Origin of the sequence: Enterocloster citroniae (assembly GCF_040545455.1) — a bacterium.
GTDB lineage: Bacteria > Bacillota > Clostridia > Lachnospirales > Lachnospiraceae > Enterocloster > Enterocloster citroniae.
Genome location: NZ_JBEPLZ010000008.1, coordinates 136,088 through 149,705 on the forward strand (window position 1 = coordinate 136,088; position 13,618 = coordinate 149,705).

Here is a 13,618-nt window from a genome sequence, read left to right on the forward strand (position 1 = left end):
CTTTCATATAAAAACAACACGGACCGGCTGCATATCCTGCAACCGGTCCGTGCCTGAATTTCAAGTAAGGAAAATCAAAAATTATTATGCTGCAAAAGGAGCAAGCTCTTCCAGCAGTTCATTACATTCGTCCGTATGAAGAATAAGCTCTACTGTTTTGGATTTTGCCAGGGACAGCACTCCAACAACAGACTTTGCATCAACCACACGGCTGCCGCACTTAACATCTGCATCATATGCATAGCGGTTGATGATTCTCACGAAATTAATTATCTGGTCTGCCTGCTCGAACTTTACCATTACATGTTTCATCTTTTTTCACCTCCGTATAGTGATCTTGTAAGTCACTGTCAGGTGCATGGGGGATATGGCCCTTGCAGAGCCGGCATCTGACAATGGTTACTGCCTTTTTCTTCTGTAATTCTTTGTACGCTCTTATCATACCACGCAACCATAATGGAATTCCATGGTAATATTCTATTATATGCTGTAAAATTTTCAAATATTTTACCTAAAACTGCGTTTTCCAGTATTCCACGCTGTCTGCATCCACCCGGATGGGCTCACCGGAAATGATTTCCATACCCCCGCCACGGCCCAATTCCAGCCTGTAGCTGCTGCCGTCCGGCAGCTTGATCTCCTGTCTGCTGGTCCCGCTCTGCCCATTGGTCCCGCTCTGACCGTTAGGATCACCCAGTTCACCGTTTGACAAGCCCAGGGAAAGATAGGCCGCTACCTCCCCCATGACCACAGGATCCCATATGTACATCACAGGGCAGACATCTTCCGCCCCATCACCGATGTGATCAGCCATCTGCCCCGGCAATCCCAGTCCTATGACCTTTACGTCCTTTTCAATACCCCGGACGCTGACCACGTCCGCGGCAGCCTTGATCCCCTCTGTGGACAGGCAGCAGATCACCTTCATATCCGGGTATGTGTCCAGCAGCCGTTTTGTCTCCTCATAAGCGGTTTCATAGATTCCTTCCCCGAATGCTATGTCCACCAGCCTCAAGTCCCGGTACCTGGTTCCCTCCAGTTCCTTTTTCATCCAATAGATCCACTCGTTCTGATTGGCCGACCGGCTTCCCGCAGACAGGATGGCCCACTGTCCGCTGCCCCCGCACACATCGCACACGGACTGTACCAGCTGCTGCCCCAGCTTCCCCGCGTCCACGGGTTTGACATAGATGCTCCTGCTCCCTGCCTCCGTATCCGCATCCAAAGTAACCACCGGTATGCCTTGATCCATTGCCTCCTTCAGTACAGGAGACAGGGCGTATTCATCATTGGCTGCCACGGCAATTCCATCCACCTGTTCGTGGATCAGGTTGCGGATCAGGCGTATCTGCTCCTGGGCCGTGGCATTATCCGGGTACAGGGTAATGCAGTTCCTTCCCGCCGCCTCGATCACCTGTCTGTATCCGCGGCTGGCCAGCTCATTATACCAGTTATTCCTGGATTTCATGATGATGGCGTAGGTCCCCTTGTCGTGGACCTGCTCTCCATAGCAGGAACTCACGAAAATACCCACGATCATAAAAATACATGCCGCCGCCCACAGCCCGCGCTTGTCTTTCATTTCCAGCCACCACCTTTGTCCCAATTCTTTTTTCCAGTATATACCTAATGAGGTATTTTGTCTATTTTCGTTGCAAATTGCCGATTTCTTGTTAAAATGATTGTATGACTGAATGAAAGGTACGTGCATATAGATGAAACTTTTGATTGCTGATGATGAAAAACTGACCCGGGAGGGGATCCGTGGCAACCTGGACTTACAGAGCCTGGGGATCACCCAGGTATTCCTGGCTGACGATGGGATCCACGGGCTGGAGACAGGCCTGAGGGAGCATGCGGATATCGTACTTACAGATGTCCGCATGCCCCGTATGAACGGTGTCCAGATGGCGGAAAAACTGCTGGCAGCTCAGCCGGATACGGTTATTATCTTCATGAGCGCCTATTCGGATAAGGAATATCTGAAAGCCGCCATCAAGCTGAAGGCAGTAAGCTATGTGGAAAAGCCCCTGGATATGGAGGAACTGGCCAGTGCCGTGAGGGAGGCAGTGGAAAACTGCCGCACCATGAGCACGCGCCAGGTGGCCGCCAGGAGCCATGAAAAGGAACTGCTTGGACACCTGTCCATGCTTCTCACGGAACAGAATACGGATTTTATGGAGGAGGCATCCGGGATCATCAACCGCCTGTCCCTCTCCATCACACCCACCACCTGCTTTTGTGCATTGATCGTGGAGAGCAGGACACCCTTAAGCCTGCTTCCGGAGCAGGGGATGGAACAGATCAGGAAATCATTTACCGGCTTTGTGGCCGACAGGGGAATGCATCAGATGTATCTTCTGAGAGCGGACCGGTACATCATCATTTTCCTGTATTCCGGCACCAGGCAGGAGGAAGAGGTGATCTGGTCCTGTGCCAAATTCCTGTCCGATCAGATCCGGGATTATTTCCTCTCCTTTATATCCGTGGGTCCCATGGTCAGCGGAATGGAGCGGGCCCATGTCTCCTTCCTGGACGCCCAGGAATATCTGAAGGAAAGCTTTTTCCATGAGTACGGCTCCATCCTCACAAAAGATATGGTCAATGTCCCCTTTCATCCGCCTGCTGACGTGATGCTTGACTTTACCGTTGCCCTGGCGGAAAAACAGGAGGAACACGCTCTTAAACTGGCGGACCGGCTGTACCGCTCCATTGTGCCCAGCAGCATGCTGGGAGCCAGCCAGGTAAAGGATATCTATTACAGATATTTCAGCAAGCTGGATGAGCACAGTATGAACAACTATATTTCCCTGTGGCAGAAGGAGGGCCTGCACGCGGAAAGCATCTGGGACGGTGTTATGGGGTGCGCTACCTTAAAGGAACTCCATGAGCTTTTATGCGCCAAGCTGCGCCTGTATTTTGAGCAGCTAAAGGCAGACAGCGGGGAGAACCCCATTGTGTTCCAGATCAAGGAATTCATACGCCAGAATTACGGAACCGCATCCCTGTCCGTGCCGGATGTCAGCGAACATGTCCACCTGTCCCCCAGCTATGTGTGCACCATATTTAAAAATGAAACAGGCCAGACCCTGAACCAGTACCTGACGGATTACCGGATCAAGATGTCCAAGCAGTTCCTCAGCGATCCCCGGTATAAGATAACCGATATATCCTCCAAGGTCGGATACAGCGATGGCAATTATTACAGCAAGGCGTTTAAAAAGCTGGTGGGGCTTTCCCCTTCTGAATACAGGGAGAAAATGCTGTCATGAAAAATCCCATTAACCAGCTGGTCCACCGGTACACCTATGACCTGCGGCTGAAGACAAAACTCATCATATCCCATATCATCCTGATCCTTCTGCCCACAGCAGTGCTGTCAGGTTTCTTTTTCCTGCGTATTTACGGGATCGTGATGAAGGACAACATACGCTCCGAGCAGGTACTCTCCTCCCAGACAGTCAACTCCATCGAGAACCTGATGTCCCATGTGGCTTCCTCCTCGGATACCATCACCAACTCCCTGTTTGTGCAGGATATCTTCCGTATCCCCACCGACATAGCAGGAAACAGGACCATTACCACCTCGCGGATGAACAGCCTGTTCCACCTGGCCCAGAACATCACGGATACATCCCTGATCACGGATGTGAAGATATACTATGATGACAAGGCTTACAACGACCTTATGCAGTACAACCGGGTGGGAAATGCCCTGTTCATCCCCATGTCCTCCATTTCCAGCAGCTACTGGTATGGGATCTACAGCTCCTCCGACCGCATCCACCTGCTCTGCCCGGAGCTTTACCTGACACCGGACGAAGCGGAAAAGAACGGGAAACTGGCTTATATTACAAGGATCCCCTACACAAACGCCGATCAGATGCCGGCCGGCTCCAACACCGCTTCCGCCTATGTGGCGGTCTATCTGTCCCGGTCAGCCTTTGACGATGTGCTGAGAAAGGATGCCACGGTAAGGGATGAGGCTGCATTTATCATCAATGAACGTGATGTGATCGTGTCGGCCTCGGACATGAGCCTGGCCGGCATGTATTTCATCCCCCAATCCCAGCTTAGCACCCGTATGGGCACGGAAAAGGAATTTTCCCTTGTATCATTCCTGGACAGCACGGCCTATGCCGCTTATTTTCCCATCAATGACACGGACTGGACCATGGTTTCCATTATCCCGGCCCTTCATATCACAGATGCGGGCAGGGGGATGATGATGCATTTTGCAGTTGTCTACCTGCTGTTCACCGCGGTCGCCATGTATATCTCATTCCAGCTGTCAAACTCCATTGCGGACCGTATCATTGCCGTGGCCCTGCAGATGGAAAAGGTGCGCTCCGGGCGTCCACAGCCCATGGACATTGAAGACACCGGCTGCGATGAGGTAGGTGTACTGGCCGATACCTACAACTATATGACCGAGGAGATCGGCCTGCTAATGGACAGTCAGAAACAGGCGGCCGATGACTTAAGACGTGCCGAGTTCCGGGCATTGCAGGCCCAGATCAATCCCCATTTCCTGTACAACACCCTGGACATGATCAACTGGCTTTCCCAGACCGGCCGCAGCGAGGAGGTCACCCAGGCCATCCAGGCCCTTTCCCGTTTCTACAAGCTGACCTTAAGCCGCAAAAGCCTGATGAATTCCATTGAGACGGAACTCCAGCACGTGAGCCTGTATGTAAAGCTTCAGAACATGCGCTACGATGACTGCGTCACCTTTGTGATCGATGTCCCGGAGGAGCTTTATGAATATACCATCCCCAAGCTCACCTTCCAGCCCATTGTGGAAAACGCATTTCTCCACGGCATCATGACCACGGAAGAAAAAAAAGGCAGCATCCTGCTCACTGGTTGGAGGTCAGGGGATGACATTGAGTTCATCATCTCTGACGATGGAGCAGGCATACCGCCTGAAAAACTTGATACTTTGATGTATGATGTGGACCATACGGACACTGATTCCGGAGTAAAGCAGCCCGCCATTCCCGGACACATTGGAATCTATAACACCAATTTGCGCTTAAAGAGTCTGTATGGCGAGTCCTATGGCCTTTTCTTTACCAGCACGCTGGGGAAGGGCACGGAGGTGACCTTTAAGATTCCGGCACGGCATATTACGGATTCCCTGGAACGGATGTAGGCTCACCGGCCGGACGCTGGCTCCCCAACCGGACGCTGGCTCCCCAAGAAGTACAGACTACCAAAGGAGATGCAGGCTCCTAGTTGACCCCTTTCACCTCCCAGCAATAGGACTCATAGGCCTGCACCAGATTCATGGACGCAGTCTCCTTGGCCGCCTGCTTTTGTGCGTAGGCGGCTTCCCCTTCCAGGTACTCTGTGTTGGAGAGCAGGCCGGCCGCCTGTTTTCTCTGAAGAGACTGGTAGATAAGCAGGGCGCTTTCATAGGACTCCAGGGCTGCCTGGTATTGGATGACCCTGGATTCCAGCTCCTGGTAGGCATATTGAATGGAGGCCTCTGCCGTGCCCTCGGCCTCCCCCACCTGTTTAAATCTCCTGTTGATATCCGCTGTGCTGTAGGCCCTGGTGTGACGTTCGTTCTGGACGTTGGAATCATTGCCCACGGCTTTTTGTTTATCTGATTCAAAATCAATGGCGGCAATGGCCTCCATATCCGGGGCCGGTATGGCGCCGATGACAACATCCTCTCTATCCTCCAGACCCAGCATGGTCAGCAGGCGAAAGCGCAGTTCCCGCTCCTGCTCCCTGAGGGATTCCAGGGAATTGCGCGCAATGTCCAGACTGCTTTTTTCAGAAAGGACCTGGGCCTGGGTCGCTGAACCGGCTGTACTTTTTCTTACAAGAGCCTGATAGGACGCTTCCAAAGCCTGGACATTTTTTTCGGCAGCATACCGGTTTTGCGCCATCTGATTGTAGGAGTTCATCAGTGTCTGTGCCGTATATGTATAGGAATCCGCTGACTTTTCTATGGTCCTGGCGCTCTTTTCATCCGTCAGGTTTTTAATCTGGTTATAGATACGGCTGGCCGATGCCTTCAGCATGGATGCATTGGAGGAATAAACCGCCGATGTCTCCCCATTCTCATTTGAAAGGTCCTCGGCCTTGTCTTCCATGTTATCCTGTTCCCATTTCATGGTATCCCACATCTCCTGGTAGGCATTGATGGTATCCTCCTGGTCCGCTATGGTTTTTTTCAGGGTCAGGTTCCCTTCCTTCAGAAGTGTGCGGAGATCATCATATTCCACCCTTACAGCCCCAGAGGGATCAGACTCCTCTCCAAAGGATGTGATGGGCGGATTCAGGGCCAGAAACGCGCACAGAAACGCGGATATGAGCACACGTTGTTTGTTCATGCCGATCCCTCCTGTCATGATACAGATGCAAGGCCGTTTACTGCCCACTGGTAATCCAGCTGCGCCCTTAAAAGTTCCAGTTTCTGGGTTTGCACATTGATCTCCGATGTGGTAAACGAGGATTTTTGTTTTTCATAAGCATTCCTGGTCATGGTGCCTGCCTGGAGTTTTCTGTCAGCCGTGTCCATGGTATTCTTTTCAAGCTCATATGTCTGAAGGGCCTGGGTATAGTCTTCCCTGGCCAGCAGCAGGTTCTGGTACGCATTTTTCACACTGTTGGACGCCACTTCCCTCTGGCTTTTATAGGACTGCTCCAGGCTCTCCCTGTTGCTGACGCTGACTGCATTTTCAATCTGTCTTTTCAGTATTTTCAGACTGTAACTATTTTCCAGGGCCAGCGGGATATCGGATTCCAGGGAAATGGATTCCATCCATTCCAGGTCCGGCTCCGGAACATCACAGATCTCCACATCCGCTCCGTAAGTCCAGCCCAGCATGAGGCAAAGTGTTTCCTTTGTCTTGCCAAGGCTGCTGTTTGCAGATACAATGGATGCCTCGGCTGTGGTCACCGCTTCTTTGGCGGAAAGCAGGTCCGCCTGAGTGCTCATGCCTGCGCTGAGTTTTGTGGCCGTTGATTCATAGGCCAGCTGGGACTGGAGCCTGCTTTCCTCCAGCCGCTTAAGGGCATAGGTCTGGCTCCAATAGTCGATCATGCTGCTCTGAGCCTGTTTTACCAGACCGGCCTCGGTCTGGTCATACCCCAGCTTCTTGGTATCGCCGTCATCCACATTGTCATCCCCCTGCTCCCTCAGCTTATCCACCTGGATCTGGCTGTTCAGATAAGAGGACAGACGGCTTGCATAGTCGGAATCACTGGAATCCGGATAATCCATGGTGCCGTACACATCATCCGCAGCATCATAATAATCCTGGGAAATATCATCCCGGCTTTCTCCTCTGTACTCCTCGTATTCAATCTGGTTCTGGATGACCGTGTTGTTATACTCATGGACCAGGTCACCGATCTCGTCAAATTCCAGCCTGTTGTCCCGAAGCTGCGCCCATTTCTCAGCGGTATAGGCAAACTCAGGGCTTCCCGCCAGGGCACTGGCAGGGGTCAGAGCCACGCATATTGCACAAAGCAGGACCCCTGCCGCCTTTCTTTTACCCGTCATGTAATCACCTTTCCTTTTCAAATCCTTTTTTGGGCCGGATCCCGCTAAATATCCAGGACCACCCGCTTCTTGTTGCCGTTCATGATCGCGTAATAGATCGGCAGTATGAACAGGGCTACCAGCACACCCGCTGTCAGTCCTCCGATATTAACCACCGCTAGTCCCTGGGTAGTGGAACCGCTGCTTCCAATGGCAAGCGCCATAGGGATCATGGACAGGATGGTGGTCAGGCTGGTCATAAGGATGGGGCGGAGCCTGGTGGCGCCTGCCTCGATCAGGGCTGTCTTTAAATCCATGGTCATTCTGTACTGGTTTACGGTGTCCACGTAAAGGATGCCGTTATTTACCACGGTTCCCACCAGGATCAGGAATCCCAGCAGGGAAGTCATACTGATGGACACGCCGGTCAGCTTCAGGAGTCCAAAGGACCCCACCAGGCTGAAGGGAATGGTGGTCATAACCATGAAGGAAAACTTTGGAGACTCAAACTGGGCCGACATGACTACAAATACCATGAACACGGCAATGGCAATGGCCTGATACAGGGCCGAGAACTCCTCCTGCATCATCCGGTCCCTGGAGTTAACGCCTGTGGTAATGGTACCGGACAGGTTGGGATTTATGACCTCGCTGTCAATGACGGATTTCACATTACCGCCCGTGTAGTCTGCTGTGATCGTGATCTCATAGGACTTATCTGTTTTGGAAATGGAGGCCGGACTGTCCTTAAAATAGATTTCCGCCACATCGGCAAGGGCCACATAACCGCCGGAGGGCTTTGACAATATGATCCCCTGTAACTGGTCCACTGTCCTGTACTCCTCCTCCGGGTATTCAGCCATAACGCTGACCTCCCGGCCATCGATATCCAGGGTGGTAACCTCCACGCCATCCAGCATCTGGCTTACCATGCTTCCTATCTCGGAAGGGGAAAGTCCCTCCGCCGCCGCCATGACAGGATCCACCTCAATGGTCACAATAGGGGCTGTATTTTCAATGCTGGAATGGACATTGGCCACATCCTCCCTGGCTGTCATCTCCTTTACGATCTTATCGCTCACTTCCTTCAACTCATCATATTGGGTGCCGTGGAGAATGGTCTCATATCCCCTTCCTCTTCCCATAAAGCTCATGGAAGTGGACGCCTCCACGGTAATTGTACAGTTGTCAATATCCGACATTTCCTTTTCCCACAGCGTGGCCACATCCTCCGTATCCATGGTTCTGTCATCCTTCAGATAAGCGGTAATAGTACCGCTGCTGTTGTTATACCGCAGCATGTAGGAATCCACATTTTCATTGGACGCCACAATACCCTCTGCACGGGACAGCATGTCATTGGCCTGGTCGGTGAGAAGGCCGGGCCTGGTCTCTATGGATACGCTTACGGTTCCCGTGTCATCCGAAGTCATAAGCTCTGTTTCCATGCCGTTTGCCAGCACCAGGGTTGCAATGATGATCGCCACCGAAGCAATCATCACCAGGGCTTTGTGTTTTAACAGGCTTGGCATGATGCGCCGGTACGCGTTCTGCATATGGACCACGGGACGGGACATGGGTGCTTTTTCCATCTCCTTGGGTTTATACATCATATAGCTTAAGGGCACCACGGTCATGGCTGAGAACAGGGATGCGCTCATACAGAACACAATGGTATATCCCAGCGGTTTGAACATCTGGCCCGTCATACCCTGTAAGAATACCAGTGGGATAAATACCACGCAGGTTGTAATCGTAGAACCGATGATGGACTGGAGCACGATGCCGGTGCCTCCCAAAGCTGATTTGGCATAGCCCAGCAGTCCCTTGTCCTCACTTTCATCCGTTGCCCTAAAGCAGCTCTCCAGCACCACAATGGAGTTATCCACCATCATGCCCACGCCAAGCACCAGGGCGCTCATGGTTATGACGTTCAGGGAAAATCCAAAGGAGGTCATGAGGATCAGTGAAAGCAGGATGGAGGTAGGGATGGAGCTTCCAACGATCAGGGATGCCTTGTAATCCCCGAAAAACACAAAAATAATGATCATGGAAATAACCACGGCCAGCACCATGGTCACGGCCACGTCCTGCAGGGAACTTAAAATGCTGTCAGCCGTGTCCCTGGCAATGGTAACGTGGAGATCCTCATCCGCTGCTTCCAGGGAGGCAATGGTTTTCTGCACGGCGGACGACACATCCATGGCCGTGCTGCTCTGCTGTTTGGAGATGGACAGGGAAATGGTCTCCTGGCCGTCATATCTGGAAATGCCGCCTCTCTGCTCCTCCGCCTCATATACATTGGCCACATCCTCCAGGTACACGATCTGTCCGCTGGATGTGGTGATGGGAACACGTTTTAAGTCGTCCAATGTGTCATTCTCCACCGAGGTGGTGACGGACAGCTCCAGGTTCCCTGCCACAGCATCACCGGAGGGGTAGGAAAGATTGGCTGCGCTCATAGCTGTCCCGATCTGGCTCATGGTCAGTTTATACTGGGCCATCTTTTCAGACTGGAGTTCGATCCTTATGTATTCCGAGGAACCTCCCATGGCCTCCACATCGGCCACTGAGGTTATTTTTTCAAACTCAGGCACCACCTTTTGGTCCACATAATCGTACAGATCCTTTTCTGTTTTGTGGGAAATGGACAGCATCATAGTCGAGCTGGCATTGTTGTTCATTTCCATGACAGAAGTTTCCACATCATCCGGAAGCTGGCGCTCCAGACTGTCCAGTTTCTTTTTCAAGTCATCATATGCCTCATCCATATCCGTACCGTAGTCATATTCCAGCATGACCATGGAACGGCCGTCACTGGAGGATGAGGACATGCTCTTTACCCCTTCCAGGGTGCTGACCTCATCCTCTATGGGTTCTGTCACCAGTTCATTGATATCCTCAGGCCCTGCGCCGGAATATCTTCCCATGACGATCAGCATGGGAGTATCTGTGTCGGGCATCTGCTCCAGGGTAGCTGAAAATACGGAGGAGATACCGAACACCAGCAGGCAAAGCAGGGTCATGACCGTTGCTACCGGCCGTTTTAATACAAGTCTTGTAAGTCCCATGGTATGCCTCCCTATTCTGCCTGATCCGCACTGCTGTCCTGCGCCTGGCCGGATTCTTCTCTCAGCTGAACCCTGGCCCCTTCATACAGGTTGGAGCTCCAGGTGCTTACCACCATGTCATCCTCTGAAATGCCGGACAGGATCTCAGCCTTCTCGGAATCATAAAGCCCCACTTCCACCTGCACCATCTGCGCTATGCCGTCTTTATAGAGATATACATACCCGTCCCCGCCGCTGTAGTAAACAGCATCCACCGGTATGGTCATTGCATTTTCCGTATATTCCGTTACCAGACTCAGTTTAACGGTGCTGCCTGTCGCTATGCCGTCCGCGTCTTTAAGTTCTGCCTTAACCTTAAACAGACCTGTATCCGAGTCCACCATGGAACTGATCTCACTGATATTTGCCTGGTAAGTCACCCCGTCCTTCTGGATATCCAGCGCATCCCCGGATGCTATGTTACCCATCATCCGCTCCGTCACGTAAAAGGATACGCGTTTCTCTCCCTCCCCTGCAATGACGCACAGCTGGGCCGACTGGGACACGCGGTCATGTACTTCTATATCGCAGCTCTCGATCTTGCCGCTGATGGGAGCTGTCACCGTGCTGTATTCCACCTGTTTTTCATAGGCCAGCTTTGCCGATTCATACTGCAGCCTGGCTGACTTGACCTGGTTGGAGTACTGCTCATATTCCTGATCCGAGAGGTCGCCGCTGTTATAAAGGATCTGCATCCTGCTGAGATTGCTCTGGGCCTCGGAAAGGGAAACAAAGGCCGCATCCATGGAATTCTTGGATGTCTCCACCTGCTCCGTGTCAATCTCACAGAGCACCTGTCCCTGTTCCACCACATCTCCGGACTTAACCAGAACGCTGGTCACATCACCGGAGGCTTTGGCATACACATAGACAAAATCAGAGGGCTCCACGGTTCCGGTAAGGCCAGTGGTCAGTCTGATATCCCCCTTAACCGGGTTTTGGGCCTTTACAATGGTAGGGGAAGCTTCCTGGCCTGCCCCCATGGCTTTTTTCTGTCCCTTATCCATTCCTGACAGCACCAAAAGGACTGCCACAACCGCTACAGCTGCCCCAATCCCAATCTTAACCTTCATGCTCTTTTCCATTATCTCTCTCCTTTGCCTTTATCCATTCGTCTCATATAGTAAAGGTTCAAGATAAATTAAACATTAACAAATCCCTAATGTACGTAAAATAAAAGTGAACATTCTGTGATTTATTCATGTTCGCTTTATAAATGAATGCTATAAATGTATAATAGAAATCAATTGGAGGATAATGCCATGTTTCAGATATTAGTAGTGGAAGACGATAAAAACACGCGTAAACTAATGGAGGCTGTTTTAAAAAGCAATGGATTCCATCCGATCATGGCCTGCAACGGGGAGGAAGCCCTGAAGCTTCTGGACAAACACCTGGTAGACCTGGCGGTTCTGGATATCATGATGCCCGGCATGGATGGGTATGAACTTACAAAACAGCTGCGGGCATCAGATTATAACCTGCCCATTCTGATGGTCACCGCCAAGCAGCTTCCCGAAGACAAACGCAAAGGATTTATTGTGGGAACAGATGACTATATGACAAAACCGGTGGATGAGGAGGAAATGATCCTGCGCATCAAGGCTCTGCTGCGCCGTGCTCAGATCGCCAGCGAAAGAAAAATCGTGATCGGTGATGTGATCCTGGACTATGATTCCCTTACCGTGACCAGGGACAGTAACAGCCAGACCCTGCCCAGAAAGGAATTCTATCTGCTGTATAAACTCCTCTCCTATCCGGGCAAGATATTCACCCGCATCCAGCTCATGGATGAAATATGGGGAATGGAATCTGAATCCGATGACAATACCATCAATGTCCACATCAACCGGCTCCGCAAACGCTTTGAGGCATATCCGGAGTTTACCATTGAAACCATTCGCGGCCTGGGTTATAAGGCGGTCAAAAACGTATGAAGAAAAAAATCAATCACAAACCGCTGCGCACCGTTATCCTGGTACTGTCCCTGGTGATCTTTGTGATCATGTTTGCGGTCATGACACTTCAGGGAACCCTTATGTACCTATACCTGAAGATATGGTATCAGGCCGATATCCCTATGCCTCAGTTCTGGCGTCCCATACCATTTACCATACTGGTAAGCACCCTGGTGGGCGTGGTCCTCACCATACTGGCCAGCCGGATCCCTTTAAAACCCATCCGTGACCTGATCGAAGCCATTAACCAGCTTTCGGAAGGCAATTTCCATGTCAGGGTCCATCTGGACCTGACCCGGGAATTTGTCAGGCTTTCCGAGAGTTTTAATTCCATGGCTCAGGAGCTGGAGAACACAGAGCTTCTGCGGTCTGATTTTATCAATAATTTTTCCCATGAATTTAAAACCCCCATTGTATCCCTGCGGGGTTTTGCAAAGCTTTTAAAAAATCCCGACCTGCCGGAGCAGGAGCGGCAGGAGTACCTGGACATTATTATCCATGAATCCAACCGTCTCTCACAGCTGGCCACCAATGTACTAAACCTGTCCAAAATCGAAAACCTGAACATCCTCTCGGATATGGAGCTGTTTGATCTGACCGAGGAGGTGCGCCAGTCCGTACTGCTCCTGGAATCCAAATGGCAGAAAAAACAGCTGGAACTCATCATTGACATGGAGGAGATTGAATATTACGGCAGCCGTAACCTGTTGAACCAGGTATGGATCAACCTGATCGACAATGCCATCAAGTTCTCTCCCGACCACGGCAAAATCAAACTGAAACTTCACCGGTCAGGCACCTCCTCTGTCTTCCATATCCTGGATAACGGCTGCGGAATGAGCGAGGAGACCAGTCAGCACATATTTGACCGCTTTTATCAGGGTGATCTTTCCCATACCACGGAAGGCAACGGGATCGGACTTACGGTGGTGGAGAAGATCATCCGCCTTCACGGTGGGAATATTACGGTTCACAGCGAGGAGGGTATCGGTACCACCTTCGTGGTTACCCTGCCGGATATCCAGCCCCGGAATACGTAGGCTTTCCAA

The 13,618-nt window shown here is 51.5% G+C and carries 10 protein-coding genes; 4 read left to right on the forward strand and 6 right to left on the reverse strand.

Annotated features, from left to right (window positions below; all coding sequences use genetic code 11):
• Positions 1 to 84: 84 nt before the first annotated feature.
• Both ABID13_RS13075 and ABID13_RS13080 read right to left on the reverse strand, forming a co-directional pair.
• The gene (locus tag ABID13_RS13075; protein ID WP_007867837.1) at positions 85 to 312 is read right to left on the reverse strand and encodes an HPr family phosphocarrier protein; all 228 of its coding nucleotides are present in this window, start codon (positions 310 to 312) and stop codon (positions 85 to 87) included.
• A gap of 199 nt (positions 313 to 511) precedes the next feature.
• Positions 512 to 1,582 (reverse strand): substrate-binding domain-containing protein, encoded by a 1,071-nt coding sequence (locus ABID13_RS13080; protein ID WP_082173970.1) that lies wholly within the window; start codon positions 1,580 to 1,582, stop codon positions 512 to 514.
• Between the two features lie 133 nt (positions 1,583 to 1,715).
• On the opposite strand from ABID13_RS13080, the gene ABID13_RS13085 reads away from it, so the two are divergent.
• Both ABID13_RS13085 and ABID13_RS13090 read left to right on the forward strand, forming a co-directional pair.
• Positions 1,716 to 3,272 (forward strand): response regulator, encoded by a 1,557-nt coding sequence (locus tag ABID13_RS13085; RefSeq protein ID WP_048930767.1) that lies wholly within the window; start codon positions 1,716 to 1,718, stop codon positions 3,270 to 3,272.
• Positions 3,269 to 5,155 (forward strand): cache domain-containing sensor histidine kinase, encoded by a 1,887-nt coding sequence (locus ABID13_RS13090; protein ID WP_007867843.1) that lies wholly within the window; start codon positions 3,269 to 3,271, stop codon positions 5,153 to 5,155. The genes ABID13_RS13085 and ABID13_RS13090 overlap by 4 nt, the downstream gene beginning before the upstream one ends.
• Before the next feature lie 79 nt (positions 5,156 to 5,234).
• On the opposite strand, the gene ABID13_RS13095 is transcribed toward ABID13_RS13090, so the two are convergent.
• The 4 genes from ABID13_RS13095 to ABID13_RS13110 are packed head-to-tail and all read right to left on the reverse strand — an operon-like array spanning position 5,235 to position 11,696.
• A complete protein-coding gene (locus tag ABID13_RS13095; protein ID WP_007867845.1) occupies positions 5,235 to 6,347 on the reverse strand; it encodes a TolC family protein in 1,113 nt (370 codons plus the stop codon).
• A gap of 14 nt (positions 6,348 to 6,361) precedes the next feature.
• Positions 6,362 to 7,522 (reverse strand): TolC family protein, encoded by a 1,161-nt coding sequence (locus ABID13_RS13100; RefSeq protein WP_048930768.1) that lies wholly within the window; start codon positions 7,520 to 7,522, stop codon positions 6,362 to 6,364.
• Between the two features lie 44 nt (positions 7,523 to 7,566).
• Positions 7,567 to 10,572 carry an efflux RND transporter permease subunit gene (locus tag ABID13_RS13105; protein WP_045093131.1) on the reverse strand — a complete coding sequence of 1,002 codons (3,006 nt, stop codon included), beginning with the start codon at positions 10,570 to 10,572 and terminating at the stop codon, positions 7,567 to 7,569.
• Positions 10,573 to 10,583: 11 nt separating this feature from the next.
• On the reverse strand, positions 10,584 to 11,696 hold the full coding sequence (locus tag ABID13_RS13110) for an efflux RND transporter periplasmic adaptor subunit (RefSeq protein WP_007867851.1): 1,113 nt from the start codon (positions 11,694 to 11,696) through the stop codon (positions 10,584 to 10,586).
• 177 nt (positions 11,697 to 11,873) lie between these two features.
• Between ABID13_RS13110 and ABID13_RS13115 the strand changes: the two genes are divergently transcribed.
• Positions 11,874 to 12,548, forward strand: a complete 675-nt coding sequence (locus ABID13_RS13115; protein ID WP_007867854.1) for a response regulator transcription factor — start codon at positions 11,874 to 11,876, stop codon at positions 12,546 to 12,548.
• On the forward strand, positions 12,545 to 13,609 hold the full coding sequence (locus ABID13_RS13120) for a HAMP domain-containing sensor histidine kinase (RefSeq protein ID WP_007867855.1): 1,065 nt from the start codon (positions 12,545 to 12,547) through the stop codon (positions 13,607 to 13,609). Before ABID13_RS13115 ends, ABID13_RS13120 begins: the two co-directional genes overlap by 4 nt.
• The last annotated feature ends 9 nt before the right edge of the window (positions 13,610 to 13,618 follow it).